The sequence below is a fragment of the Micromonospora peucetia genome (assembly GCF_900091625.1).
Classification (GTDB): Bacteria; Actinomycetota; Actinomycetes; order Mycobacteriales; family Micromonosporaceae; genus Micromonospora; species Micromonospora peucetia.
In genome coordinates this window covers 6,343,469-6,370,121 of sequence record NZ_FMIC01000002.1, presented here as the reverse complement: position 1 = coordinate 6,370,121, position 26,653 = coordinate 6,343,469, and the positions used below count along the sequence as shown (strand labels likewise).

Here is a 26,653-nt window from a genome sequence, read left to right as displayed (position 1 = left end):
CGCGCACGCGCTGGCCTCGCCCGGGTGGCGAGATCGAGATCGGCAGAGCGTCGTCCTCGCCCTGTTCGTCACAGGGCTGATCGTCGGTGGCTCGCTCAGTGGGCTGGTGCTCGGATTGCTCTCCGGGCTGTCGGCTCCCGTGCCCGGCCCGTGGCGGTACGCGGGCATCGTGGCGGTGGCGGCGCTGGGGCTGCTGCGCGAGCTGGGCCTGGTGCCGATCCGGCTACCGCAGAATGCCCGGCAGGTACCGCAGGACGTACTTCAGCGCAGCCTGCGGCGCGGGGCGCTGCAGTTCGGCTTCGAACTCGGCACCGGGGTCCGCACCTACGTCTCGGCGAGTGCTCCGTACGTGCTGGTGGTTGCCCTTCTCCTCGGCGGTCAGCGCCTGCACGTCGCGATACTCGCCGGGATCGGATTCGGCGTCGGGCGCGCGTTGACCCCGCTGGCCCGCCGTGCCGCCGGCACCGGCGACAGGTGGGACGCCGACCTGCGGATACGGATTCGGACGATCACCGTCACGGCGGGCGTCGTGCTCGTGGTCGCCCTCAGCCTGCTGGCCGTACGGCAGGTCTGAGGGCGGCGCGGTGATCCAGGGCCATGGACCTTGGCCGCTGCCGCCGTAGTCATTCGTGGTCGGAGCGGATCGCACGCCATGCGATGACGGCTGCGAAGGCGGTGATGCCGGCGGCAACGAGCGAAGCGGCCTGCATGGCGTGTGTGAAGGCATCCTGTGCGGCGTGCGCGGCGTCGGAGCCGGGCGTCAGGACCGTCAGCGCCGAGGCGAGGGAGTCCTGGACGGCGGCCCGGTCGGCACCCGACAGGTCGGTGGGAACGTCGACCGAGTTGCGGTACAGGAGTGTGACGAGCGACCCGAGGACCGCGATGCCCAGCGCGACGCCGAGTTCGTAGGCGGTCTCGGAGATCGCCGAGGCCGCGCCCGCCTTGCGCGGAGGTACGGCGGAGACGACGGCGTCGGTCGTCGTGGTCTGCGCCAGGCCGACGCCGAGGCCGACGGGAACCAGCGCGAGCGCCAGCCACACGTACTGCTCGGCGCCCTCGGCCACGGCGACGAAGACCAGGCCGACCGCGGTCAACAGCAGGCCGCAGGCGATCGTCCGGCCGCGGCCCAGCCGAGCCAGGGCCACCCCGACCAAGGCCACCACGCCGATCGCCGCGAGGGTCGCGGGCAGCTCCGCGAGCCCGGCGCGCAGCGGACTGAAGCCGCGTGCGAGCTGCAGGTACTGCGAGAAGAAGAACAGCAGTCCGGTGAGAGCGAACACTGCGACGAAGTTGGCGAAGACCGCGCCGGAGAATGCCGGCGTACGGAACAGGTCGACGTCGATGAGCGGGGCGGCGAGGCGCCGCTGGCGGCGGACGAAGGTCACTCCTGCGACCAGACCCGCGAGCAGGGCCACGACACCGGGCAGGTCGACCCCGGTGTTGGTGGCGTGCTTGACGGCGTAGACGAGCGAGACGACGGCGGCCAGGGACAGTGCCGCGGAGATCAGGTCGAAGCGCCCCGGTTCCGGGTCCTTCGACTCGGGCAGGAGGAACACGCCGGCCACGACGAGCACCAGCATGACGGGCACGTTGATCATGAAGACCGAGCCCCACCAGAAGCGCTCGAGCAGCGCACCGCCGACCAGCGGACCAAGGGCGGCACCACCGCCGGCGGCGGCGGACCAGATGGCGATGGCCCGGGTGCGCTCGGCGGGTTCGGTGAAGATGTTCCGGATGATTGACAAGGTCGAGGGCATGAGCGTGGCGCCGGCGACACCGAGCAGCAGGCGGGCGGCGATCAGCATCTCGGCGCTCGTCGACAGCGCCCCGAGCAGCGACGCCAGGCCGAACGCCACCGCGCCGTACAGCAGGATCTTCTTGCGTCCGACCCGGTCGGCGAGATTGCCCATCGTGACCAGCAGCCCGGCCAGGGCGAGTGAGTAGATGTCGCCGATCCACAGCACCTGTGTCGCTGTGGGGGCGAGCGCCTCGGTCAGGGACGGGACCGCCAGGTAGAGGACGGTGCCGTCGATGGCCAGCAGCAGGATCGCGAGCACGAGGACGGACAACGCCGCCCAGCGGCGCCGAGGCGACAAGCTGCCGTTCACGGGGTCTCGGTCTCCCTGGATGTGATCGCCCGACACGCCGGGGCCTCGAAGGGTGGCTCATCCACCACCTTCCCACCAATGACGGCGGGGCAGTTGCCGAACGGGACGGCCTGACGGCCTCGACACGTGCCTGGGGGAGGGGAAGGCCGCGACCGCGACTGAGCCGCAGGCCGTCAGGAAACCCAGCTGTAGCGACGCTCCGGGCGGCCGGCGGAGCCGTATCGAAGGCCGACCTCTGCCCGCCCGGTGTCGGTGAAGTGTTCCAGGTAGCGCCGCGCGCTGACCCGGGAGATACCTACCGCGTTGGCGCATTCGGCGGCGGAGAGCGTCCCGGAGTGCTCCCGCAGGGCGCGCTCCACCAGCTCGGCGGTCTCCGCGCTGAGGCCCCGGGGCAGCGCTGAGGTGGCGGTGTGTGCGCCGCTGCGGGACAGCACCCGATCCACGTCGGCCTGGTCGGTGACCACCGTGACGCGTGGCGAGTTGCGCCGGGCGGCGTACTGCTCCAGCCGGGACCGCAGCTCGTCGAAGCCGAACGGCTTGAGCAGGTAGTTGACCGCTCCGTAGCGGACGGACCGACGCACCGCCTCGGCCTCCCGGGCCGCGCTGATCACCAGCACGTCGCAGTCGTGCCGAGCGGCCCGCAGCCGGGTCACCACGTCCAGGCCGAACATGTCCGGCAGGTAGAGGTCGAGCAGCACCAGGTCGGGGCGGAACTCGTTGACGGCGGCGATCGCCTCCTCACCGGTGCTGGCCGTGCCCACCACGCGGAAGCCGTCGATCCGCTCGACGAAGCCGCGGTGGATCCGGGCCACCATGAAGTCGTCGTCGACCACCAGCACGTCGATCACCGGCTCGCCTCCAGTGCCCCGGTCACCGACATCCGGGCCGTGAACATCGCGCCCTCCTCGGTGTTCGTCACCGCGACCTCGCCGCCGCGGCGGTGGCAGACCAGCCGGGTGAGCGCCAGTCCGATGCCCCGTTCGCCACCCCGCGCCGCCTTGGTGGTGAAGCCGTGCGTGAAGACCTCCTGGGCCAGTTGCGGGGCCACTCCCGGCCCGGAGTCGCGGACCACGATCTCCACCGAGGAGGCGTCCTGGCGCAGCTCGACCTCCACCCAGGCCGGCCCGTCCGGGACGTCGCCGCCGTCCGGTCCGGAGCCGTCCAAACTGCCGGACGACATCGTGCTCCGGTTCTCCCCACCGCCGGCCACGGCCTCGACGGCGTTGTCGACCAGGTTGCCCAGCACCGTCGCGACATCCACGGCGACTGCCGGCTCCAACCGGTCCAGGCCGGTCCGGTCGGAAATCCGCAGCTCCACCCGGCGCTCGGCGGCCAGCGCCGACTTCGCCATCAGCAGGGCCGCCACCGCGGTGTCCTGGATCCGGCTGGTGACGGTGAGGTCGAGGGAGGCCCGGTGCCGGCTCAGCGCCTCGACGTACCGGACCACTTCGGCGTGTTCGCCGATCTGGATCAGCCCGGAGATGACGTGCAGCTGGTTGGCGAACTCGTGGGTCTGGGCGCGCAGCAGCTCGGTGGTGCTGCGGAAGGACCCGATCTCCTGCTCCAGGCGGGCCAACTCGGTGCGGTCCCGCAGGGTGGTGACCGAGCCGAGCCGGCGGCCCTCCTTGCTGACCGTCATCCGGTTCATCACCAGCACCCGGCCGGCTCGCACCACCACCTCGTCCCGGGCCTCCGGATCGTCGTCGGCGCCGGCCAGCACGTCCCGCAGCCGGCCGGAGATCTCCAGTTCGGCGAGGGTGCGACCGAGGCAGTGCTCAGGCAGGTGGAGCAGCCGTCGGCCGACCTCGTTGACCAGGGTGACCCGCTGGTGCGGATCCAGCGCCAGCACCCCCTCGGCGATGCCGTGCAGCAGCGCCTCCCGGTGCTCGGCCAGGCCGGCGATCTCCCGGGGCTCCAGGCCCAGGGTCTGTCGCTTGATCCGGCGGGCCAGCAGCCAGGAACCGGCGACCCCGAGCAGGCTGGCGATGCCCAGATAGGTGAAAAGGTACGACGAGGCGCCCACCAGTCGCTGCGACCAGCTGGGTGACGCCTCGCCGATCATCACCACGCCGAGGTGCCGGCCGAGGTTGTCCTTGCGGTCGCCGAGGACCGGAACCTGGGCGACCAGCTCCCGCGAGTCGCCGACCGCCAGCTCGCCGGACCAGCTCCGGCCCCCGGCCACCCCCGGGTCCCCGAGCACGAGCGGGCTTCCCACCAGCGTCGGGTCGGTGGAGCTGACCACCCGGCCCCGGGCGTCGGCCACGGTCACCGAGGTCACCCCGGACTGGGCCAGCAGGCTCTGCACCAGCGGGGCGACGAGTTCGGCCGGCGCCGGCTGGTTGAGCCGCTCGCGCAGCAGCGGGTTGCCGGCGAGCTGCTCGCCGAGGGCGGTCACCCGCCGCCCCTCCACCCGGTTGAAGGTGGCCGCGGACTGCGCCAGCGAGACCGCGGCCACCGCCACCAGCACGACCACGATGATCGCGAGCTGGAGCACGAGCAACTGCCCGGCCAACGTGCGGCGAGGAGTGACCGCGACCACAAAGACCTCAATTTCCGCTGGTGACAGAACGCAGACACGGGGTTCGTCCCGGGGCCATCATCTTGCCGCCGGACTCCTTCGAAACGGAAGAGAAACAAAGATGGCAACTCGGAGAAAACTGCTGTTCATGAGCGTCGCCACCGCCACGGCCCTGGCGCTGGGCGCCTGCGGCGCGACCGCGGAGAAGAACGACGGCGGCTCCGGCGGCGAGGACGGACCGGCCACCGGACTGCGGATCATGGTGCCGAACACCCCCGGCGGCGGGTACGACACCACCGCCCGTACGGCGGCCAAGGTGATGGAGGACGCCAGGATCGCCACCGGTGTGCAGGTCTTCAACCTGCCGGGCGCGGGCGGCACCGTCGGCCTGCAACGCACGGTGAACGAGAAGGGCAACGGCAAGCTCGCCATGCAGATGGGGCTGGGCGTGGTCGGTGCCTCGTACACCTCGAAGTCGTCGGCGACCCTCACCCAGACCACCCCGCTGGCCAAGCTGATCGAGGAAGCCGGCGCGATCGTGGTGCCGAAGGACTCGCCGTACAAGACCATCGCCGACCTCGTCGCGGCCTGGAAGGCAAACCCCAGGGGCATCGCGGTCGGCGGCGGATCCTCTCCCGGCGGCCCGGACCACCTGCTGCCGATGCAGCTCGCCAAGACCGTCGGCATCGACCCCCGCCAGGTCAACTTCGTCTCGTACGACGGCGGCGGCGAGCTGCTGCCAGCCGTGCTCGGCGGCAAGGTCGCCTTCGGTGCCAGCGGCTTCGGCGAGTTCCTCGACCAGGTCGAGGCCGGCCAGATTCGGGTCCTCGCGGTCACCAGCGAGGCGCCGATCGGCGCGCTCAAGGACGTGCCGACGCTGAAGTCGTCCGGCATCGACCTGGTCTTCACCAACTGGCGGGGCATCGTCGCGCCGCCCGGCATCAGTGACGCCGACAAGAAGGTCTGGATCGACGCGCTGACCAAGATGCACGAGTCCGACGGGTGGAAGGCCGAACTGGCCAAGCGGGGGTGGACCGACGCCTTCATCACCGGCGACCAGTTCGCCACCTTCCTGACCGAGCAGGACAAGTCGGTGGCCGCCCTGCTCACGCAGCTAGGACTGGCATGACCGGCATGACCACCCGACCGGAGCCGGGCGGCGACCCGCCGCCCGGCCCGGGCCCCGGCACCGGACCGGTCACCGTGCCGGTGCCGGGGCAGCCGACCGGCCCGGACCCGACCGCGTCTGACGCCACGGCGACGGTTCCCGCACCGGACGTGGAGCCTGCGACGGAACCGGTATCCGCGGCGGCGACGCCGCCCCGCGACCGGGCACAGTACGCGGTCTGCGCGTTCCTCGCCCTGGTCGGCGTGCTGGTCATCATCGACGCGGCCCGTACCGGCCACGCGATCAGCGCCGCCGACGCGATCGGCCCGAAGCCGGTGCCGATCCTGCTCGGCGTGCTGCTGCTGCTCGTCGCCACGATCTACACGGTGGACGTCGCCCGCGGCGGCACCGGCGAACCGGAGGCCGGCGAGGACGTCGACCCCACCACCCCGATCGACTGGCGGACGGTGCTGCTGCTCATCGGTGCCTTCGGAGTCAACGCGGTGCTCATCGACCGGCTGGGCTGGGTGATCAGCGGGACGCTGCTCTTCTGGGGCTCGGCGTTCGCGTTGGGCAACCGGCACCACGTGCGCAGTCTGCTGATCGCCGTCGCGCTGTCGTTGGCCACCTTCTACACGTTCGCCATCGGGCTCGGCGTGAACCTGCCCGCGGGCGTGCTGCAAGGAATCCTGTGATGGACAACCTCGGAAGCCTGCTCGACGGGTTTGCCAACGTGCTGACCCCGATGAACCTGCTGATCGCGCTGCTCGGGGTGACCATCGGCACCGCCGTCGGCGTGCTGCCCGGGATCGGCCCGGCGATGACGGTGGCGCTGCTGCTGCCGGTCACCTACGGGATGGAGCCCACCCAGGCGTTCATCATGTTCGCCGGCATCTTCTACGGCGGCATGTACGGCGGTTCGACCACCTCCATCCTGCTGAACACCCCCGGCGAGTCGTCGTCCGTCGTGACCGCGATCGAGGGCAACAAGATGGCGAAGGCGGGCCGTGCTGCGCAGGCGCTGGCCACTGCCGCGATCGGCTCGTTCGTCGCCGGCACCATCGCCACTCTGCTGCTGGTGGTGGTGACCCCGCCGGTGGTGCGGTTCGCGATCAGCCTCGGCGCGCCGGACTACTTCGCGCTGATGCTGCTGTCGTTCGTGGCGGTCACCGCGGTCCTCGGCGCGTCCCGGGTACGCGGCTTCGCCTCGCTGCTGATCGGCCTGGTCATCGGCACCATCGGGATCGACGCGGTCAGCGGCCAGCAGCGGCTCACCCTGGGGATTCCGCAGCTCGCCGACGGTATCGACGTGGTCGTGGTGGCGGTCGGCATCTTCGCCGTCGGCGAGGCGCTCTGGATCGCCGCGCACCTGCGCCGCCGCGCCGCCGAGGTGATCCCGGTCGGTCGGCCGTGGATGGGGCGGCAGGACTGGAAACGGTCCTGGAAGCCGTGGCTGCGCGGCACCGCGTACGGGTTCCCGTTCGGAGCGCTGCCGGCGGGCGGCGCGGAGATCCCGACGTTCCTGTCGTACGCCACGGAGAAGAAGCTGACGAAGCACCCGGAGGAGTTCGGCCGGGGCGCGATCGAGGGCGTCGCGGGGCCGGAGGCGGCCAACAACGCCTCCGCCGCCGGCACGCTGGTGCCGATGCTGGCCATCGGCCTGCCCACCAACGCCACCGCCGCGGTGATGCTCGCCGCCTTCCAGCAGTACGGCATCCAGCCGGGCCCGTTGCTCTTCGAACGCGAGTCGGGTCTGGTCTGGACGCTGATCGCCAGCCTCTTCGTGGGTAACCTGCTGCTGCTGGTGCTGAACCTGCCGCTCGCGCCCGCCTGGGCGAGACTGCTACGGATCCCCCGCCCGTATCTCTACGCCGGGATCCTCTTCTTCGCCTCGATGGGCGCGTACGCGGTGAACGCCCAGCCGTTCGACCTGTTCCTGCTGCTCACCCTCGGCCTGCTCGGGTTCGGCATGAGGCGTTTCGGGCTGCCGATCCTGCCGCTGATCGTCGGAGTGATCCTCGGCCCGCGCGCCGAGTTGCAGGGCCGGCGGGCGTTGCAGCTCTCCGGCGGCGAGTTGCACGGCCTGCTCGGCGGCTGGGTGTCCTGGACGATCTACGCCGTGGTCCTGGTGGTGCTGCTCTGGCCGGTGCTCGGCCGCTTCGTCATTCGAGGAGTTCGGGGAAGGCTGGTGACCGGATGACCGTGCTGCTGGGATACGTCCCCTCCGCCCTGGGCGAGGCGGCCCTACGGGCCGTCGTGGAGCAGGCCCGGTTCCGCGACGAACCGGTGCTGGTGGTGAACACCTCGCGCGGCGACGCCTACGCCGACCCACGCTTCGCCCAGGAGAGCGACCTGGCCCGGGTGGTCCGCGAGTTGACCGCCGAGGGGATCCCGCACGCCATCCGGCAGCTGATGCGTGGGCGGGACGCGGCCGAGGAGATCACGGAGATCGTCGAGGCGGAGGAGATCTCGCTGGTGGTGATCGGCAGCCGGCACCGTCGGTGATCCGTTTCACCTGGTCACCGGCTCGCGTGAAAAGGGCGTCAAGAATCCACCGGGCGCCGTCATGGTTGCGTCAACACCCCTGTCCATCTGCCGGATGAGGCGTTGTGATTGCCCGGCGCGGCCGGCTGTCGGTCGTGACGAACTCATTTCCGGTAAGAGGAGTCAGCCGTGTCTGACGTGGTGTTCGTGGTGTTGACGGTGGCGCTGTTCGCAGCGCTCGCCCTGGTGGTGCGGGCGGTGGAGAAGCTGTGAGCGCCGTCAACGCCGTGGGCCTGGTGCTGGCGATCGGCCTGGGAGTCTTCCTGGTGGTCGCCCTGCTGTTCCCGGAGCGGTTCTGATGACCATGACAACAGCGGGCGTCGTCTTCGCCCTGTCTCTGCTGGTGGCCCTGGTCGCCGTCCACCGGCCGTTCGGTGACTACATGTTCCGGGTGGTCTCCGGCGCCCGGCATTCCCGCGTCGAGCGGGGGATCTACCGGCTGGTCGGGGCGAACCCGGCGGCGGAGCAGTCCTGGGGCGTGTACGCGCGCAGCGTGCTGGCGTTCTCGGCCGTGTCGGTGCTGTTCCTGTACGCGTTCCAGCGGGTGCAGGACAGGTTGTGGCTGTCGCTGGGCTTCGACCCGGTGGTGCCGCACGGCGCGTGGAACACGGCGGTGTCGTTCGTGACCAACACGAACTGGCAGTCGTACTCGGGTGAGTCGACCATGGGCCACCTGGTGCAGATGGCCGGTCTGGCGGTGCAGAACTTCGTCTCCGCCGCCGTCGGCATCGCGGTGGCGGTCGCGCTGGTGCGCGGCTTCGCCCGCAGCCGCACCGGTCAGCTGGGCAACTTCTGGGTGGACCTGACCCGGATCGTGCTGCGGATCCTGCTGCCGATCGCGGTGCTCGGCGCGCTCGCGCTGATGCTCGGCGGCGTGGTGCAGAACCTCTCCGGCGGCACCGCGGCGAGCACCCTGACCGGCGGCACGCAGACGATCACCGGCGGGCCGGTGGCCAGCCAGGAAGTGATCAAGGAGTTGGGCACGAACGGTGGCGGCTTCTACAACGCCAACAGCGCCCACCCGTTCGAGAACCCGACGGCCTGGACGAACTGGCTGGAGATCTTTCTGATCCTGCTGATCCCGTTCAGCCTGCCCCGGGTCTTCGGCCGCATGGTGGGGCAGAACCGGCAGGGCTACGCGATCGCCGCCGTGATGGCGATCCTGGCCATCGCGAGCGTGGCGCTGACCAACGTGTTCGAGCTGACCGGCAGCGGCACCGTGCCGCAGGCCGTCGGCGCGGCCCTCGAAGGCAAGGAGGTGCGCTTCGACGTGTCGAACTCGGCCACCTTCGCCGCTGCCACCACGCTCACCTCGACCGGCGCGGTGAACTCGTTCCACGACTCGTACACCGCGCTCGGCGGCATGCTGCCGATGGTCAACATGATGCTCGGCGAGGTCGCGCCCGGCGGCACCGGTTCGGGCCTGTACGGCATGCTCATCCTGGCCGTGATCACCGTTTTCGTGGCGGGTCTGATGGTCGGCCGCACCCCGGAGTACCTCGGCAAGAAGATCGGGGCGCGGGAGATCAAGTTCGCCTCCCTCTACTTCCTGATCACCCCGGCGCTGGTGCTGACCGGCACCGCCACAGCGTTCGCCACCGGCAACCACTCGACGGCACTGAACGTCGGGCCGCACGGGCTTTCCGAGGTGCTGTACGCCTTCACCTCGGCCAGCAACAACAACGGCTCCGCGTTCGGCGGCATCACGGTCAACACCACGTGGTGGGACACGGCGCTCGGGTTGTGCATGCTGCTGGGCCGGTTCCTGCCGATCATCTTCGTGCTCGCCCTGGCCGGCTCCCTGGCCCAGCAGGCACCCACCCCGGCCTCCGAGGGGACCCTGCCCACCCACCGACCGCTCTTCGTCGGGATGGTCGTCGGCGTCACGGTGATCCTCGTCGCGCTGACCTTCCTGCCCGCCCTCGCCCTCGGCCCGCTGGCCGAAGGGCTGTGACCACGATGAGGAACGAGGACATGTCCGTCACGCCCGCGACATCCCCGACCGGCGAACAGCCGACCGGCGGGAGCCCGGCCGCCCCGGCCAACCGGGTCGGCGGAGGGCTGCTGGACCCGAAGCAGATGCTCCGCTCTCTGCCCGACGCGCTGCGCAAACTCGATCCCCGCACGATGTGGCGCAACCCGGTGATGCTGATCGTCGAGATCGGCGCCGCCTTCACCACCGTCCTCGCGGTGGTCGACCCCACGGTGTTCGCCTGGGCGATCACGGTCTGGCTCTGGTTGACCGTGCTCTTCGCCAACCTCGCCGAGGCCGTCGCGGAGGGCCGGGGCAAGGCCCAGGCCGCGACCCTGCGACAGGCGAAGAAGGACACCATCGCCACCCGCCTGGTCGGCTGGACGCCCGGCACCCGCGCCGACGGCTGTCGGGACGAGGCCGTGCCCGCGCCGGAGCTGAGGCGGGGCGACATCGTCCTGGTCGAGGCGGGCGGGACCATCCCCGGCGACGGCGACGTCGTCGAGGGCATCGCCAGCGTCGACGAATCCGCCATCACCGGCGAGTCCGCCCCCGTCATCCGGGAGTCCGGCGGGGACCGCAGCGCGGTCACCGGCGGCACGAGGGTGCTCTCCGACCGGATCATCGTGAAGATCACCCAGAAGCCGGGGGAGAGCTTCATCGACCGGATGATCGCCCTCGTCGAGGGCGCCAACCGGCAGAAGACCCCGAACGAGATCGCGCTGAACATCCTGCTCGCCGCGCTCACCGTCATCTTCCTGCTCGCGGTGGTCACCCTCCAGCCGATGGCGATCTTCGCCAAGGGCTACCAGGCCGCCGCGGGGGACACCGCCGCGATCACCGACGCCGGGGTCTCCGGGGTGGTGCTGATCTCGCTGCTGGTCTGTCTGATCCCCACCACCATCGGCGCGTTGCTCTCCGCCATCGGCATCGCCGGCATGGACCGGCTGGTGCAGCGCAACGTCCTCGCCATGAGCGGCCGGGCCGTGGAGGCCGCCGGCGACGTCAACACGCTGCTGCTGGACAAGACCGGCACGATCACCCTGGGCAACCGGCAGGCCGCCGAGTTCGTTCCGGTCGAGGGCCGGAGCGCCGCCGAGGTCGCCGACGCGGCCCAGTTGGCCAGCCTGGCCGACGAGACTCCCGAGGGCCGCTCGGTGGTGGTGCTCGCGAAGAACGAGTTCGGGTTGCGGCAGCGTGAGCCGGGCCTGATCCCGCACGCCACCTTCGTGCCGTTCACCGCGCAGACCCGGATGAGCGGCGTCGACCTGACCCCCGACGCGAGCGTGGACGCCGGCGCCACCGGGCCGGGCCGGCGGGTCCGTAAGGGGGCCGCCGCCGCGGTGATGAAGTGGGTACGCGAGAACGGCGGCCACCCCACCGAGCAGGTGGGCCAGATCGTCGACGAGATCAGCGGTATTGGCGGCACCCCGCTCGTCGTGGCCGAGCACCTCGACGGCCAGCCGGCCCGCGCCCTGGGCGTGATCCACCTCAAGGACGTGGTCAAGGCCGGCATGCGGGAGCGGTTCGACGAGATGCGCCGGATGGGCATCCGCACCGTGATGATCACCGGCGACAACCCGCGTACCGCGAAGGCCATCGCCGACGAGGCCGGGGTCGACGACTTTCTCGCCGAGGCCACCCCCGAGGACAAGCTCGCCCTGATCCGCAAGGAACAGGAGGGCGGCCGGCTGGTCGCGATGACCGGCGACGGCACCAACGACGCCCCCGCCCTGGCCCAGGCAGACGTCGGCGTCGCGATGAACACCGGCACGTCGGCCGCGAAGGAGGCCGGCAACATGGTCGACCTCGACTCCGACCCGACCAAGCTGATCGAGATCGTGGAGATCGGCAAGCAACTGCTGATCACCCGGGGCGCGCTGACCACGTTCTCCATCGCCAACGACATCGCGAAGTACTTCGCGATCATTCCCGCCATGTTCGCCGGCATCTACCCGAGCCTGGACACACTCAACATCATGCGGCTGGCCAGCCCCTCCTCGGCGATCCTCTCCGCGGTCATCTTCAACGCGATCGTCATCGTCGCGCTGATCCCCCTCGCCCTGCGGGGCGTGCGGTACCAGCCGGCCAGCGCCTCGAAGCTGCTCAGCCGCAACCTGCTGCGCTACGGCCTCGGCGGCATCGTGGTGCCGTTCATCGGCATCAAGCTCATCGACCTGCTCATCCAGTTCATCCCGGGGATCTGACAATGCGCCTACCCAGCTGGCTGTCCCAACACCTCGCCGCGCTGCGCGCGCTGCTGGTATTCACCGTGCTGCTCGGCCTGGCCTACCCGCTCGCCCTGGTCGGCGCCGGCACCCTGCCCGGTCTCTCCGGCAAGGCCGACGGCTCCCTGCTGACCGCGAACGGGACAACGGTCGGCAGCGCGCTGCTCGGCCAGTCCTTCACCGACGCGGACGGCAACCCGGTCCCGCGCTACTTCCAGTCCCGTCCCTCAGCCGCCGGCGACGGCTACGACCCCACCGCCACCGCCGCCAGCAACCTCGGCCCGGAGAGCGTGGTCGACACCATCGCCACCGACCCGCAGGAGTCCACGCCGAGTCTGCTCACCCAGGTCTGCGCCCGCAGCCGGGCGGTGGGCGAGCTGAACGGCGTCGACGGGCGACGCCCGTACTGCACCACCGACGGGGTCGGCGCGGTGCTGGCCGTGTTCCGCGCCGGCGGGCTGACCGGCCAGGTGACCCGGGTCGTCAGCGTCAACCAGATCGCCCCGGGCACGCCGTTCGTCACCACGTACGAGGGGGTGCCGGTGACGCTGGCACAGCCCGGCGAGGACTACGTGGCCGCCGGTGCTCTGGTCACCCCGGTCCGGGGCGATGCCCCGGCCGAGCCGGCCGTGCCCGCCGACGCGGTCACCGCCAGCGGCAGTGGCCTCGACCCGCACATCAGCCCGGCGTACGCGCAGATCCAGGTGGCCCGCGTCGCGCGCGAGAGGGGCGCGGACCCGGCGGAGGTGCGGCGCCTGGTCGCCGAGCACACCACCGGCCGGGCGTTCGGCTTCATGGGTGAGCCCGGGGTAAACGTCCTCAAGCTCAACCTCGCCCTCGACGAGGAGTTTCCCGCCCGCTGATCGACAGCACCGGGCCGGGCCGTGACGGGCCCGGCCCGCCGGCACACCCCACCGCCGGCTGACCGGCGACACCCGCAGCAGGAAGAATGGTGTCCGTGCCACGAGGAGAACTGCGCATCTACCTGGGGGCAGCACCCGGCGTCGGCAAGACGTACGCGATGCTGGAGGAGGCCCACCGGCGGGCCGAACGCGGCACCGACGTGGTGATCGGGTTCGTCGAGACCCACGGCCGCGCGCACACCGCCGCGATGATCGGCGACCTGGAGCAGGTGCCCCGGCGCACCATCACCTACCGGGGCACCGAGTTTCCCGAGATGGACCTGGACGCCGTGCTGGCCCGTCGTCCCGAGGTCGCCGTGGTCGACGAGTTGGCGCACACCAACGTGCCCGGCTCGCGTAACGAGAAGCGCTGGCAGGACATCCAGGAACTCCTCGACGCCGGAATCACCGTGCTGTCCACGGTGAACGTGCAGCACCTCGAGTCGGTCAACGACGTGGTGGCCCAGATCACCGGCACCATCCAGCGGGAGACGGTGCCCGACGAGGCGGTCCGCGTCGCCGAACAGGTCGAGCTGGTCGACATGACCCCGGAGGCGCTACGCCGGCGGATGGCGCACGGCAACATCTACCGGCCCGACCGGATCGACGCGGCGTTGGGCAACTACTTCCGGGTCGGCAACCTCACCGCGCTGCGTGAGCTGGCCCTGCTCTGGCTGGCCGACAAGGTCGACGACCAGCTCGACGCGTACCGCGCCCAGCAGGGCATCTCCGACACCTGGGAGGCGCGCGAACGGGTGGTGGTGGCACTCACCGGCGGCCCGGAGGGCGCGACGCTCATCCGCCGCGCCGCCCGGATCGCCGCCCGCAGCAAGGGCGCCGATCTGCTCGCCGTGCACGTCGCCCGCAGCGACGGACTCGCTGGCGCCGATCCCGCCCAGCTCGCCCGGCAACGGGTCCTGGTGGAGAGCCTCGGCGGCACGTACCACCACGTCCTCGGCACCGACATCCCCGCGGCGCTGCTCGATTTCGCGCGGGGCGTCAACGCCACCCAGCTGGTGCTCGGCGCGAGCCGGCGCGGCCGGTTCGCGCAGCTGCTCTCCCGGGGCGTCGGCGTGACCACCGCCGCGCTCTCCGGGCCGATCGACGTGCACCTGGTGACGCATCCCGAGGCCGGCCGGGGCCGGCGGACGGCCGGGGTGCCGGCGGCGCTGTCCCGGCGCCGGCGGCTGTTCGGCTTCGCGCTGGCCGGCCTGGGCATGCCGCTGCTCACCCTGCTGCTCCGGGTGCTGCCGGAGCTGAGCCTCACCAACGACATCCTGCTCTTCCTCGCCGGAGTGGTCGGCGTCGCGCTGGTCGGCGGGCTGTGGCCGGCGCTGGTCGCGGCGCTCGGCAGTTCCCTGTTGCTCAACTGGTTCTTCACACCCCCGTTCCGGACGCTGACCATCGCCGAGGGCGACAACCTGCTCGCCCTCGGCGTCTTCGTGGGCGTCGCCGTCGCCGTCAGCTGGGTGGTCGACGTGGCCGCCCGGCGGACCCGGGAGGCCGCCCGGGCATCCGCCGACGCGCAGACCCTGGCCACCGTGGCCGGCGGGGTGCTGCGCGGCGAACGGCCGTTGCCGGCGCTGCTGGACCGGCTGCGGGAGACCTTCGGACTGCGCGCGGTCAGCGTCCTGGAGCTCTCCGCCGAGGCCGAGGGGCGGCCCGACCGGGCCCGCGACGAGGGCGCCTGGCGGGTGGTGGCCAGCGTCGGCGACCGGCCGGCGGGTAGCCCGAGCGCGGGGGAGACCGCCGTGCCGGTGGACGAACGGCTCACCGTCGTGCTCAGCGGCCGACGGTTGGAGGCCGCCGACCGGCGCATCGTCGAGGCCTTCGCCGCACAGGCCGCGGTCGCCCTCAAACAGGAGCGCCTGGCCGAGGAGGCCGCCACCGCCCGGCCGCTCGCCGAGGCCGACCGGATGCGCACCGCGCTGCTCGCCGCGGTCAGCCACGACCTGCGTACGCCCCTGGCCTCCGCCAAGGCCGCGGTGAGCAGCCTGCGCAGCCCCGACGTCGAGTTCGACGCCGACGACCGGACGGAGCTGCTCGCCACCGCGGAGGAGTCGTTGGACCGGCTTGCCCGGCTGGTGGCCAACCTGCTCGACATGAGCCGCCTGCAGGCCGGTGTCCTCGGCGTCACCACGACCGCGATCGGCCTCGAGGACGCCGTACCCCGGGCCCTCGACGACCTGGGGGCACCGGCCGCCGACGTCGCCACCGACCTGCCTGCCGACCTGCCCGCCGCGCAGGCTGATCCCGGCCTGCTGGAGCGCGTCCTGGTCAACATCGTCGCCAACGCGCTACGGCACAGCCCGCCCGGTCAGCCGCCCACGATCACCGCCAGCGCCCACGGCGGCCAGGTCGAGCTTCGGGTCATCGACACCGGCCCCGGGATCCCGGCCGACCAGTGGGAGCACGTCTTCCTGCCGTTCCAGCGTCTGGGCGACCGGGACAACACCACCGGCGTCGGGCTCGGCCTCGCGCTGTCCCGTGGTCTCGCCGAGGCGATGGGCGGCAGCATCACCCCGGAGACCACCCCGGGCGGGGGACTGACGATGGTGCTGCGGCTGCCCGCCGCGCAGCCCGTCAGGTCGGAAGGGGCGCAGGGATGACCCGCATCCTGGTCGTCGACGACGAACCACAGATCCTGCGTGCCCTGCGGATCAACCTGCGCGCCCGCGGCTACGACGTGGACGTCGCCGCCACCGGCGTCGCCGCGCTCAAGGCCGCCGCCAGCCGTCCACCCGACCTGGTCGTGCTCGACCTCGGCCTACCCGACATCGACGGCACCGAGGTCATCCAGGGGCTGCGCGGCTGGACCACCATTCCGATCATCGTGCTCTCCGGCCGGGCCGGCAGTGCGGACAAGGTCGCCGCCCTCGACGCCGGTGCCGACGACTACGTCACCAAGCCTTTCGGCGTCGACGAACTCCTCGCCCGCATCCGCGCCGTCACCCGACGCCTCGCCGCGGCGTCCGCCGACGGCACGGCCCCGCTCGCCGCGACCGCCCGGGTGGGCCGGCACACCGTCAACCTCGCCGACCGCACCGTCATCCGGGACGACGAGACGGAGGTCCGGCTGACCCCCACCCAGTGGGCGATGCTGGACCAGCTGCTTCGCCACCCCGGCAAGCTGGTCAGCCAGCGGCAGCTCCTGCATGACGTGTGGGGTCCGGAGTACCAGCACGAGACCAACTACCTGCGCCAGTACATGGCCCAGCTCCGCCGGAAGCTGGAGGACGACCCCGCCCGCCCCCGTCATCTCATCACCGAACCCGGCATGGGCTACCGGTTCCGCCCCTGACGCCGGGGTGGCCCAGGTGGCCGGCGGACCGGTGGTCGGTGCGGCCCGGTTCGCCCAGACACCGCTTCTCTCACCCGTACGCCGGAGCGGGCCGGAACCTCCGTCAGGAGGCGCCGGCCCGCTCGGTCGTCCTGCCGACCGACTAGAGGGTCAGCGTCCAGTTGTCGATGTAGCCGGTGTCGCCGCTGGCGGCATCCTGCACCCGCAGGGTCCAGGTGCCGTTGCGGACCTCGCTGGAGAGGTTGGTGGTGTAGGTCTGGTTGATGTTGTCGGTCGAGCCGCCGGTCCGGTTGTGCAGCACGTAGGTGCTGCCGTCCGGGGCGACCAGGGTGACCACCAGGTCACCGATGTAGGTGTGCACGATCTGCACCGCCACCGTGCTGGTGGACGAGGCGTTGCCGGTGCAGCCACTGACCGGGACGGTGCTGGTCACCGTGGCGTTGTCGCTGATCGTCACGTTGGTGGCGTTGCTGCCGCCGCAGGACGGGGGCGCCGAGCCGGTCAGGTTGAGCGTCCAGGTGTTCAGGTACCCGGTGTCCCCGCTGGCCGCGTCCTGGACGCGCAGCTTCCAGGTGCCGTTGGCGACCTCCCCGGCCAGGTTGACGTTGTAGGTCTGGTTGATGTTGTCGGTCGAGCCGCCGGTCCGGTTGTGCAGCACGTAGGTGCTGCCGTCCGGGGCGACCAGGGTGACCACCAGGTCACCGATGTAGGTGTGCACGATGCCCACCGCGACGGTGCTGGCCGAACCGGCGTTACCGGTGCAGCCGGAGATGGTGATCGGGCTCTCCACCGTGCTGCTGTCGGCGATGGTCACGTCGGTACCGTTGGTCTGCGAGCAACCGGGCGGCCCGTTCACGGTCAGGTTGTAGGTGGCGGAACGGGTCACCGCCGCCCCGGCCCCGTTGACGGTCACCGAGTAGGTGCCCGCCGGAGTGCTGGCCGAGGTGCTGATCGTCAGGGTCGACGAGCCGCCGGAGGTCACCGAGGCCGGGCTGAACGACGCGGTCGCGCCGGTCGGCAGGCCGGTGGCGGAGAACGTCACGGTCTGCGCGCTGCCGTTGGTGATGGCGGTGGCCACCGTCGCGGTGACCGAACCGCCCGGGTTCACCGAACCGGCGGCCGGCGAGACGGAGACCGAGAAGTCGTTGCCGACCGGGCAGGCCGTGTCGCTACCGGCCACGTTCACCGCGGTCCAGGCCGCCTGGACGGCCTTGTACTGGGTGCTGCAGACGCCGTGCAGATCGGTCGCGGCCTGCAGGCTGTAGGCCCGCGCCGTGTTGGCCGGGTTGGTGGTGTTGACGTACGCCGTGTTGGAGGTGAAGTAGACGTCCAGCGCCCGGAACCAGATCTTCTCCGCCGTGGCCCGGCCGATGCCGGTCACCGCGGGAGCGGAGCCGCAGATCGGAGAGGTGCCGTACGGGGTGGCCCCGGTGCCCTCGGCGAGGTTGAAGAAGAAGTGGTTGGCCACGCCGGACGAGTAGTGCACGTCCTTGTTCTTCGTGCTGGTGGACCAGCAGCTGTCGCTCGAGCCGTCCAGGGTCGGGTTGTACATGTAGCGCAGCGGGGTGCCGTCGCCGTTGATGTTGATCTTTTCGCCGACCTGGTAGTCGCCCGGGTCGGCGGCGGTGTTGGCGTAGAACTCGACCATGTTGCCGAAGATGTCGCTGGTGGCCTCGTTGAGGCCGCCGGACTCGCCGGAGTAGGTCAGGCCGCCGGGGACCACGTTCTCGGTGACGCCGTGGCTCATCTCGTGGGCGGCGACGTCGATGGAGACCAGCGGGTTGGCGTTGCCCGAGCCGTCGCCGTAGGTCATCCGGGAGCCGTCCCAGAAGGCGTTGACGTAGTTGTTGCCGTAGTGCACCCGGCTGGGCACACCCCGGCCGTCGCCGAAGATGCCGTTGCGGCCGTGCACGTTCTTGAAGTAGTCGAACGTCTTGGCAGCACCGAAGTGCGCGTCGACCGCTGCGGACTGCCGGTTCGAGGGGGCCCCGGTGCCCCAGGTGTTGTCGGCGTCGGTGAGGGTGGTGCAGGTGGAGGTGCCGTTGTTCATGTCGCAGGTGGATCCGTTGCCCCGGACCGGGTCGATCATCGAGTAGGTGCTGCCGGACAGGGTGGTGTCGACCGTGACGGTCCCGGAGTAGACGCTGTTGCCCGTGCCGGCGACCATCTCGATCTCGTCGTACGAGCCGATCAGGCTGCCGGTCGCGGCGTCGGTGATGACGTGGAACTTCGACGGGGTCTGCCCGTCCGGCTGCCACCCGGTGGCCACCGTCTCCCAGGCCAGCCGGCCCTTGCCCGAGCTGGCGTCGACGAAGAGCTCCGGGGTGCCGACGGCGGTCAGGGTCCCCTTGAACAACGTCTTCGCCGCGGCGGCTGCCTTCCCCGCGCTGATCCGGGGGGTGGTGCCGACCGTGAGGGGGGTGACCAGACCGACCGAGGAGCCGGCGAAGCTACCGTTCGGGGCGGTGTGCACCACGAAGTCGCCGCCGGCGACCCGCAAGCCGTGGTAGGCGCGGGTGTAGCGGGTGTGTGCCGCCCCGTTCGGGTCGACCTTGGAGCTGTAGGCGGCGTACGTTTCGCCTGCTGCGGCCCGCACGGCTGCGCCATTCGCGCGCAGAGCCGCCTCGGCCCGCGCGACAGCGCTCGCCTCGGGGGTGGGGGCGGCCGGTGCCGCGTACGCCGTGGTGGCGACGCCGGTCAGCAGGCCGCTGGTGAGTAGCGCGATGCTGACGGCGGCGAGGGATCTCTTCACTGGCCCTCCTGGGGGTCACGTGACGGTAGTCACGCATGTAGATATAGCGATCTATCTGAGCGAAGAGAAGAGGCCGTTCAACCGATGCAACCCACCCGCCCGCGCATGCTTTGGTGATCGGTTCAGCCCACGGATGCACGACAAGGGCGAGGAAACCCCTGTCGGCCCGGTCGGGTGACACGGATCCGGCGTATCCGGTTGGCCCGCATCGGCCGCCATGGCCGCCTACCGGTCGTATCCGCCCATCCGGTAGTCCCCGCTGCTGCGGAGGTGGAGGCCGCCCTGCGGGACCGCACATTCCGGAGTCCCGCTGGCTCGACCCGGCCCTACCGGTCGTCGGGCAGCTGACCATGGATATGGTTTCGCGCATGCCAGGGCCAGCTCAGCCGGGTGAACCGGAGGTCGGACGGCCCCGCCGGCTGCGCATCCGTCTCCTCGGCGGGTTCCGGGTGGAGCGGGAGGGACACCTGCCGGTCGCCGGGAACTGGCGGCGCAGCAGTGCCCGGACCCTGGTCAAGCTTCTGGCCGTCGCACCCGGCAACCGCCTGCACCGGGACCAGGCGCTGGAGGCGATCTGGCCGGACGCGCCACGCGAGGCGGGCCTGCGCAACCTGCACGTGACCCTGCACAGTGCCCGGCACGCGCTGGAACCGGAACTGCCCCCGCGGATCCCGTCGGCGTACCTGCACAGCGACGGCGAGCTGCTGAGTCTCGACCCGGTGTCGACGGTGGTCGACGCGGACGAGGCCACGAGGGCGGCCGGTCTCGCTCTCGACACCGGCGACCGGACGGCGCTCACCGCCGCGCTGGAGCTGCTGAGCGGCGAACTGTTGCCCGAGGACCGGTACGCCACCTGGGCCGACGAGCGGCGGCGGCAGTGGGTGGCGCTGCGTGCCCGGGTGGTGCCCGCCCTGGCCCGGGTACTGGTGACGGCGGCGGAGCCGGACCTGGCCGTCGAGGTGCTGCGGGCCGAGTTGGACCGGGTGCCCGCCGCCGAGGAACTGCATCTGCTGCTGGCTCGCGTGCTGGTGGACGCGGGGCGGCCGAGGCAGGCGGTGCGGCAGTACCACGTGGCGCGCGACGTGCTGGCCGAGGAACTGGGGATCCCACCCGCCCCCGAGCTCCAGGCGCTGCTGCGGGAAGCACTGGACCTGCTGGCCGCTCCGCCCACCGCGCCGGCGGACAGCACTGCGACGCTGCTGCCGTCGGCGATCCGGCGCCCGCACGACCAGCCTCTGATCGGCCGGGCCCGCCCGCTGGCCCTGCTGGTGGAGCACGCCACGGCCGGTACCGGGGCCGCTACCGAGCCGGGTGGGGTGCCGCTCGCGTTGGTGACCGGCGAGGCGGGTATCGGCAAGACCCGGCTGGTGGCGGAGGCGGCTCGGCAGGCCGCCTCGGCTGGTGCCCAGGTGTTGTGGGGCACCAGCCACCCGGCAGAAGGACAGACCCCGTACGGGGTGTTCGCCGAGGCGCTCGACGGGTATCTCGCCACCTGCCCCGCGACCGAACGGGCGGTGGTGACGGCCGAACACCCGGGGCTCGCCGCCGTACTGACCACTCTGGGGGATGCTCCTGACAACGCCGCCAGTCCGGAGGAGGAACAGGCCCGGTTCTTCCGGGCGGTGGCGGCGCTGCTGACCGACCTGGCCGCCGTCCGGCCGCTGCTGATCGTCCTCGACGACCTGCACGCCGCCGACCCCGCCTCGCTGCGCCTGTTGCACCACCTGCTGCGTACCACCCGGTCCCGGCGTTGGCGGTTCGTCGCGACCCTCCGCGACGACGAGCTGCCCGGCTGCGACCCGCGGCGTCTGGTGCTGGACACCACCGTGGAACAGGGGCTGGCCGTGGAGGTGGCCCTGCTCCGGCTCAGCCTCGCCGACTGTGCCCGGCTCACCGGCGTCGCGCCGCAGCGTGCCCGGCGCATCTACGAGCTGTCCCGGGGCAACCCGCTGTTCGCCCTGGAACTCGTCACCGCCGGTGACGTGCGAGGCGTACCCGACGGGGTGCGACGGCTGGTCCGCGGCCGGCTGACCCGCCTCTCCGACGAGGCCCGGGCGGTGCTCGGGGCGCTCGCGGTCGGCGGGGGCGGCGCGGTCTCCCTCGGTGAGCTGGAGGCGGTCGCGCTGGCCGGGCTCTACCCGTCGCTCGGCGGTCCGGCGGTGGCGGCGGCGCTGGACACCGCTGTCGCCGCCGGCCTGGTCGTGGAACGGGAGGTCACCACGGGAGGCCGGCCCGTGCTCGGGTACGCGTTCCGCCATCCTCTGGTGGAGCTGGCCTGCGCCGAGCGACTCGGTGCCGCGAGCCGGCGCCACCTGCATCGCACGTACGCCGACACGATGCTGGTCCGGCGCCCCGACGCGGTCGAAGCGGTTGCCTTCCATCTCGGCCGGGCCGACGACCCGCGGGCCGTGCACTGGCTGCGGCGCGCCGCCGAACGGGCGGCCAGCCTCTTCGCCAACGACAGCGCCTGCGCCTACTACATGGACCTGGTGGCCCGGCTGGACGCCGCCGCCGATTCGTCCGCCGCGTCCGCCGCCCGCCTGGACTGGGGGATCGTGTTGCGCCGCAGCGCCCGCTACCAGGAAGGGGAACAGGTGCTGCGTGCGGCCTTGCGGACCTACCAGGAGTCGACGGACGCGCGCAGTACGGTACGGGTGGCGATCGTGCTGGCGGAGGTGCTCGGCCGGCTGTCCCGGCCACAGGACGGCCTGGCCGAGTTGGACGCGGTCCGGCACCGGCTGGCGGAGGTGCCCGGTGGGGGCACCGCCACCGAACGCGTCGACCTGGAGTTGACCGCGGGGACCATGCACTTCGGCTGCGGACAGTACGCGGAGGCACTGACGGCCCTCGCCCGCGCGGAACAGGCCGCCGTCGGGCTCGACGAGGCGGCGATCCTGCCCCGGCTCACCCGGGTCGAGTCGATCCGCGCGGGGTGCCTGATGCTCACCGGGGAACTCCAGCGGGCGTCCGACGCCTGCGCGGAGGCGCTGCGGCTGGCCGAACGCTGCGACGACCTGCCGCTGCTGGCCGGAGCGCTCTCCACCATGGGCGAACTGGCCCGGATCGACGGCCGGCTGGACGTGGCGCGGGACTGTGCCCGGCGGGCGGTGACCGCGGCCCGGCGGATGGGTGACCCGGCGGTGCTCGCCATCGACCAGAGCAACCTGGCGGTGATCGAGCTGCACCTGGGCGAGCATCGGCGGGCGCACGCCCTGGCCCGGTCCGCGGTCCGGCTGGCCCGGTCGCTCGGCCACTCGTGGGCGTTGCCACCCACCCTGGCCAACCTCACCGAGATCCTGCTGCGCACCGGCCGTACCGATGAGGCGCGGGTGGCGCTGGCCACCTGCCAGCGGGCGGCCCGGGACTCCGGCGACACGCAGGTGCTCGACGGCATCCGCGCGCTGACCGACGAGTTGGCGGCGGCGGACGCCGCGACTGCCGGCCCGGCGGCGGGTTGAGGCGCGGCGGCGGCCCGGCGGAAGGCCGGGGCTCGGCCTCGGGAAGCGGCCAGGAGTCGGCGGACCGGTGGCGGCGCGGGCCTGTCCGGCAGCGGTAAGGCCGTGGTAATTGCCGCCTCCTACCGTGCGTGGAGCCAAGACGCTTTCAACCCCGAGGTAAGCCATGCAACCCGTTCATGCCGTCGTCGACGCCGGCGGTGAGTCCTGGCCACGAGTGCGGGACGTTCTCGAACGGCACTGCCATCGCCTGCCACCCGGCTGCGTGGTGGAACTGCTCACCGAGGACCCCGTGGTCCCCGGCGAGGTGGGCGCATGGTGCGCGGCGGGCGGTGCGGAACTGCTCGCCACGGACGAGACCGGGGTTCCCGTGGTGCTCCGGATCCGGACCGGGGGATCGCAGCACAGGCAATGGAACCTGGAGGACTGATGAGACAACCCATCCGCTCACGATGGATCGCGGGGCTGGCCGGCCTGGCGATCCTCGGGCTGCCGGCGCTTCCTGCGTCCGCCGAGCCCGCTGGGACAGCAGGCGCCACCGCGCCGGAGGCAGCCACCGCGCCGACGGGGGCCACCGCCACGACGATCACCCTGGTCACGGGCGACCGGGTCACGGTGACCACCACCCCCGACGGCAGCCGCTCCTACAGCGCGGAACCGGCATCCGGTTCGCCGCCGGGCACATTCCTGGCGCGTACCGATGTGGATGGCGACACCTTCTTCTATCCCAGCGACGTGATCGGGCAGGTCGGCCACCGGCTCGACCCGCAGCTGTTCAACGTCACGGGCCTGCTACGCGACGGCTACGACGACGCCCGCCGCGACACCCTCCCGCTGATCGTCAAGTCCGACCCGAAGGCGGCTGCCCGGGCACGGAGCGCGGCCGACGGGCTGCTCTCCGGGGAACGCGCGCTGCCGTCGATCGGCGCCAGCGCGGCCACCCTGGACAAGGACGACGCCGACGAGCTCGGCGAGACGCTGGACAGCTTCAGCCGGATCTGGCTGGATGCCAAGGTCAGGGTGGACGCCCTCGACCTCAACCTGACCCAGATCAAGGCACCCCAGGCATGGGCGACGGGGCGTAGCGGCAAGGGCGTCAAGGTCGCCGTGCTGGACACCGGCGCCGACCCGAACCACCCCGACCTGGCCGGCCGGATCAGCAGCTCCGCGGACTTCACCGGCAAGGGCAGCCCGTCCGACGGGCACGGCCACGGCACCCACGTCGCGGGCATCGCGGCGGGTAGCGGCGCGGGCGCGGTCGGCATCCGTTCCGGGGTCGCCCCGCAGGCCGACCTGATCGTCGGCAAGGTCCTCGACGACAACGGCGACGGCACCAACTCGATGATCATCTCGGGCATGGAATGGGCCGTCGAGCAGGGCGCCCGGGTCATCAACATGTCGCTGGGCAGTGGTCCGAGTGACGGCACGGACCCGGTGTCCACCGCGCTGGAGAAGCTCACCGCCCAGTCCGGCGCGCTCTTCGTGGTCTCCGCCGGGAACGACGGACCGCGGGTCGGCTCCGTCGCCGCTCCCTCGGTCGCCCCGAGCGCCCTGTCGGTCGCCGCGGTGGACTACGTGGGTGGCACCGCCAGCTTCTCCAGCCGGGGACCGACGCGGGCGGCCGGACTCATGAAGCCGGAGATCGCCGCGCCGGGCGTGAACATCGTCGCCGCCCGCGCCGCCGGTTCGACCAACGGCGCCGTCCAGCCGGACCCCAACTACCTCGCGATGTCGGGTACGTCGATGGCGGCCCCGCACGTCGCGGGCGTCGCGGCGCTGCTCGCCGAGGAAAACCCGGACTGGAAGGCCGACCGGCTGAAGTCGGTGCTGATGGGGACAGCGGTGGCCCCGCCCGCCGCGCAGTCGATCCACGAGGTGGGCGCCGGCGTGCTCGACGCCAGGGCCGCGCTGTCGCAGCGCCTGGTCGCCTCCGCCGGGTCGGTCGCCTTCCCCGGCGCCGAGGGCGCCGCCACCCGCACGATCACCATCACCAACACCGGTACGGCGGAGACCACCGTCGCCCTCGCCGGCACCCTCGGCCGCGGCGGGGCCGGCACGCCCGCCGGGCTGCTGACCGTCAGCCCGGCCACCCTCACCCTGCCCGCCGGTGGCTCCGGCGAGGTGCGGCTCGCCGTCGACAGCACCGGTACCCCCACCGGCACCTACAGCGGTGCGCTCACCGCCACCCCGGCCGACGGCAGCCAGACGCTGCGTGTCCCGCTGATGCTCGACCGGACCCGTACGGTGAAGGTCTCCGCGCTGGACCGCGACGGCAACCCGGCCGCCGCCCAGGTGACCCTGCTCAACACCGAGAGCGGCGCCGCCATCAACGCGAACATCCCCGCCAACCCCGGCACCGCCGACGTCCGGGTCCCCGACGGCCCGTACGTGGTGGTCGGCACCGTGGCGATGAAGATCGGGGACAACCACGCCGGCGCGATCCTGACCCTGGACAACCCGGCGGACTCCGACACGGTCGTGCTGGACGCCCGGCAGACCCGCCGCTGGACCGTCACGGTGGACGGCTTCGACACCCGGCCCGAACTGGTCGCCGCCAACCTGCGTCGGATGACGCCGGACGGCAAGTACTGGACCGGCCACAGCGTCCTGTTCGGTGGGGCGTACGGCCCGTTCAGCCGCGACGCGCTCTGGATCAGCCCGACCAAGGGCACCATGGGTGGCACCGTGGCCCGCTCGGAGCGCTGGCGGCTGGCCGACGCGGACAGCGACCACCTGACCGGTGACAGCAACCTCCTCTTCGACCTCACCTTCGCCGACGACGAGGTGCCCGCCGAGGCCGCGCACCGGCTGACCAGGCGGGACGTCCGCGACCTGGCCAAGGTCCGCACCACCTACAAGGGCTACAACGAGGACTTCCGCTACCAGGAGGGCAGCACGGTCTACGGCCCCGGCCTGCTCGGGCTCAACGTGACCTCGCCGTCGTACCTGTCGGTGCCCCGGGTCCGCACCGAGTACATCCAGGCGCGGGACACCCAGTGGATGCGGTTCACCCACCGCAGCAAGGACCGGGTGGAACTGCGCAACATGCCCGGGCCGATCACCACCTACCGGCCCGGCAGCACCACCAGTGACACCTGGTTCGCCGGCCCGCTGACGACCCGTGCCCAGGGCACCGTCACCGGGGCCCGGTTGGAGCTCAGCGCGAACGACGCCGTCAACACGACGGGCCGGACCGTCGACTACATCGACTTCAGCTACCCGCAGAAGTGGTCGTCCGCCACCCGGCTCTACCGGGACGGGGCGCTGGTCGTGGACCGGGGTTCCAAGATCGACAAGACCTTCGAGGACAACGGCCCCGCGTCCTACGTCCTGGAGCGGTCCTTCACCTCGGGCGGCATCTTCCCGATGGGCGGCGAAGGCCAGACCCGGTGGACCTTCCGCACCGACGGGTCGTCCGGTACGGCCACCCCGGTCCGGCTGCTCAACACCAGCGTCACCGCCGACCTGGACCTGCACAACCGGGCCAAGCCGAACCGGAAGCTGACCCTCGAGGCCAGCATCACCGGTGAGTCGGACAAGCTCCGCAAGGTGCGGGCCTGGGTGACCGCCGACGGCGGTGCCACCTGGACCGAGGTCGACGTGTCGCGTCGGGGCAAGGGCAAGCACGTCTTCACCGCACCGCGTACGGCGCTGGTCGCGGGCGGCTTCCTCGGCTTCCGCATCACCGCCGAGGACGCCAGCGGCGCCTCGATCGACCAGTCGCTGCCCCGGGCCATTCCGGTCAAGGGCTGACATCCGGGTGGG

At 71.9% G+C, this 26,653-nt stretch carries 18 protein-coding genes; 14 read left to right on the top strand and 4 right to left on the bottom strand.

The features are described 5' to 3' along the window. Positions 1–106: 106 nt before the first annotated feature. Positions 107–574, top strand: coding sequence for a hypothetical protein (locus tag GA0070608_RS27850; RefSeq protein ID WP_218107598.1), 468 nt, complete (start codon positions 107–109; stop codon positions 572–574). Positions 575–623: 49 nt separating this feature from the next. Here the strand turns inward: GA0070608_RS27850 and GA0070608_RS27845 are convergent, their stop codons facing one another. From GA0070608_RS27845 to GA0070608_RS27835, 3 genes are all read right to left on the bottom strand, one after another. Continuing rightward, positions 624–2,108, bottom strand: coding sequence for an MFS transporter (locus GA0070608_RS27845; RefSeq protein WP_245715976.1), 1,485 nt, complete (start codon positions 2,106–2,108; stop codon positions 624–626). Between the two features lie 173 nt (positions 2,109–2,281). After that, on the bottom strand, positions 2,282–2,956 hold the full coding sequence (locus GA0070608_RS27840) for a response regulator (RefSeq protein WP_091631797.1): 675 nt from the start codon (positions 2,954–2,956) through the stop codon (positions 2,282–2,284). Beyond that, positions 2,953–4,647 carry a sensor histidine kinase gene (locus tag GA0070608_RS27835; RefSeq protein ID WP_091631793.1) on the bottom strand — a complete coding sequence of 565 codons (1,695 nt, stop codon included), beginning with the start codon at positions 4,645–4,647 and terminating at the stop codon, positions 2,953–2,955. The genes GA0070608_RS27840 and GA0070608_RS27835 overlap by 4 nt, the downstream gene beginning before the upstream one ends. Before the next feature lie 100 nt (positions 4,648–4,747). Between GA0070608_RS27835 and GA0070608_RS27830 the strand changes: the two genes are divergently transcribed. The 10 genes from GA0070608_RS27830 (at position 4,748) to GA0070608_RS27785 (ending at position 16,681) form a co-directional block, all read left to right on the top strand. Beyond that, positions 4,748–5,755, top strand: coding sequence for a Bug family tripartite tricarboxylate transporter substrate binding protein (locus GA0070608_RS27830; protein WP_091631789.1), 1,008 nt, complete (start codon positions 4,748–4,750; stop codon positions 5,753–5,755). Positions 5,756–5,760: 5 nt separating this feature from the next. Then, the gene (locus tag GA0070608_RS27825; protein ID WP_245715975.1) at positions 5,761–6,429 is read left to right on the top strand and encodes a tripartite tricarboxylate transporter TctB family protein; all 669 of its coding nucleotides are present in this window, start codon (positions 5,761–5,763) and stop codon (positions 6,427–6,429) included. Then, positions 6,429–7,934 (top strand): tripartite tricarboxylate transporter permease, encoded by a 1,506-nt coding sequence (locus GA0070608_RS27820; RefSeq protein ID WP_091631780.1) that lies wholly within the window; start codon positions 6,429–6,431, stop codon positions 7,932–7,934. The genes GA0070608_RS27825 and GA0070608_RS27820 overlap by 1 nt, the downstream gene beginning before the upstream one ends. After that, positions 7,931–8,239, top strand: a complete 309-nt coding sequence (locus tag GA0070608_RS27815; protein WP_091631777.1) for a universal stress protein — start codon at positions 7,931–7,933, stop codon at positions 8,237–8,239. Before GA0070608_RS27820 ends, GA0070608_RS27815 begins: the two co-directional genes overlap by 4 nt. Before the next feature lie 248 nt (positions 8,240–8,487). Beyond that, on the top strand, positions 8,488–8,577 hold the full coding sequence (kdpF, locus tag GA0070608_RS27810; protein WP_036343797.1) for a K(+)-transporting ATPase subunit F: 90 nt from the start codon (positions 8,488–8,490) through the stop codon (positions 8,575–8,577). Beyond that, entirely contained in the window at positions 8,577–10,232 is a 1,656-nt protein-coding gene (gene kdpA / locus GA0070608_RS27805) for a potassium-transporting ATPase subunit KdpA (RefSeq protein WP_091631774.1), read from the top strand. Before kdpF ends, kdpA begins: the two co-directional genes overlap by 1 nt. A 20-nt stretch (positions 10,233–10,252) precedes the next feature. Next, complete coding sequence (kdpB, locus tag GA0070608_RS27800) at positions 10,253–12,457, top strand: potassium-transporting ATPase subunit KdpB (RefSeq protein ID WP_091636340.1); 2,205 nt, start codon at positions 10,253–10,255, stop codon at positions 12,455–12,457. A gap of 2 nt (positions 12,458–12,459) precedes the next feature. Then, a complete protein-coding gene (locus GA0070608_RS27795; RefSeq protein ID WP_091631770.1) occupies positions 12,460–13,341 on the top strand; it encodes a potassium-transporting ATPase subunit C in 882 nt (293 codons plus the stop codon). Between the two features lie 95 nt (positions 13,342–13,436). Next, complete coding sequence (locus GA0070608_RS27790; RefSeq protein ID WP_091636335.1) at positions 13,437–15,989, top strand: sensor histidine kinase; 2,553 nt, start codon at positions 13,437–13,439, stop codon at positions 15,987–15,989. Beyond that, the gene (locus GA0070608_RS27785; protein WP_091631766.1) at positions 15,986–16,681 is read left to right on the top strand and encodes a response regulator; all 696 of its coding nucleotides are present in this window, start codon (positions 15,986–15,988) and stop codon (positions 16,679–16,681) included. Before GA0070608_RS27790 ends, GA0070608_RS27785 begins: the two co-directional genes overlap by 4 nt. Before the next feature lie 142 nt (positions 16,682–16,823). On the opposite strand, the gene GA0070608_RS27780 is transcribed toward GA0070608_RS27785, so the two are convergent. After that, on the bottom strand, positions 16,824–19,433 hold the full coding sequence (locus GA0070608_RS27780; RefSeq protein WP_091631761.1) for a M4 family metallopeptidase: 2,610 nt from the start codon (positions 19,431–19,433) through the stop codon (positions 16,824–16,826). A gap of 368 nt (positions 19,434–19,801) precedes the next feature. Here GA0070608_RS27780 and GA0070608_RS27775 point away from each other — a divergent pair, with 368 nt between their 5' ends. The 3 genes from GA0070608_RS27775 (at position 19,802) to GA0070608_RS27770 (ending at position 26,641) form a co-directional block, all read left to right on the top strand. Further along, entirely contained in the window at positions 19,802–22,891 is a 3,090-nt protein-coding gene (locus tag GA0070608_RS27775; protein WP_176733869.1) for an ATP-binding protein, read from the top strand. A gap of 163 nt (positions 22,892–23,054) precedes the next feature. Next, positions 23,055–23,318: a sulfurtransferase TusA family protein gene (locus GA0070608_RS32880; protein WP_176733868.1), complete on the top strand. Its 264-nt coding sequence runs from the start codon at positions 23,055–23,057 to the stop codon at positions 23,316–23,318. Beyond that, a complete protein-coding gene (locus tag GA0070608_RS27770) occupies positions 23,318–26,641 on the top strand; it encodes a S8 family serine peptidase (protein WP_176733867.1) in 3,324 nt (1,107 codons plus the stop codon). The genes GA0070608_RS32880 and GA0070608_RS27770 overlap by 1 nt, the downstream gene beginning before the upstream one ends. Positions 26,642–26,653 lie beyond the last annotated feature (12 nt).

Coding starts and splice junctions, on each gene's coding strand:
- GA0070608_RS27830 (WP_091631789.1), top strand. CDS start 4,748: ATGGCAACTCGGAGAAAACTGCTGTTCATGAGCGTCGCCACCGCCACG.
- GA0070608_RS27825 (WP_245715975.1), top strand. CDS start 5,761: ATGACCACCCGACCGGAGCCGGGCGGCGACCCGCCGCCCGGCCCGGGC.
- GA0070608_RS27820 (WP_091631780.1), top strand. CDS start 6,429: ATGGACAACCTCGGAAGCCTGCTCGACGGGTTTGCCAACGTGCTGACC.
- GA0070608_RS27815 (WP_091631777.1), top strand. CDS start 7,931: ATGACCGTGCTGCTGGGATACGTCCCCTCCGCCCTGGGCGAGGCGGCC.
- kdpA (WP_091631774.1), top strand. CDS start 8,577: ATGACCATGACAACAGCGGGCGTCGTCTTCGCCCTGTCTCTGCTGGTG.
- kdpB (WP_091636340.1), top strand. CDS start 10,253: ATGTCCGTCACGCCCGCGACATCCCCGACCGGCGAACAGCCGACCGGC.
- GA0070608_RS27795 (WP_091631770.1), top strand. CDS start 12,460: ATGCGCCTACCCAGCTGGCTGTCCCAACACCTCGCCGCGCTGCGCGCG.
- GA0070608_RS27785 (WP_091631766.1), top strand. CDS start 15,986: ATGACCCGCATCCTGGTCGTCGACGACGAACCACAGATCCTGCGTGCC.
- GA0070608_RS27775 (WP_176733869.1), top strand. CDS start 19,802: ATGCCAGGGCCAGCTCAGCCGGGTGAACCGGAGGTCGGACGGCCCCGC.
- GA0070608_RS32880 (WP_176733868.1), top strand. CDS start 23,055: ATGCAACCCGTTCATGCCGTCGTCGACGCCGGCGGTGAGTCCTGGCCA.
- GA0070608_RS27770 (WP_176733867.1), top strand. CDS start 23,318: ATGAGACAACCCATCCGCTCACGATGGATCGCGGGGCTGGCCGGCCTG.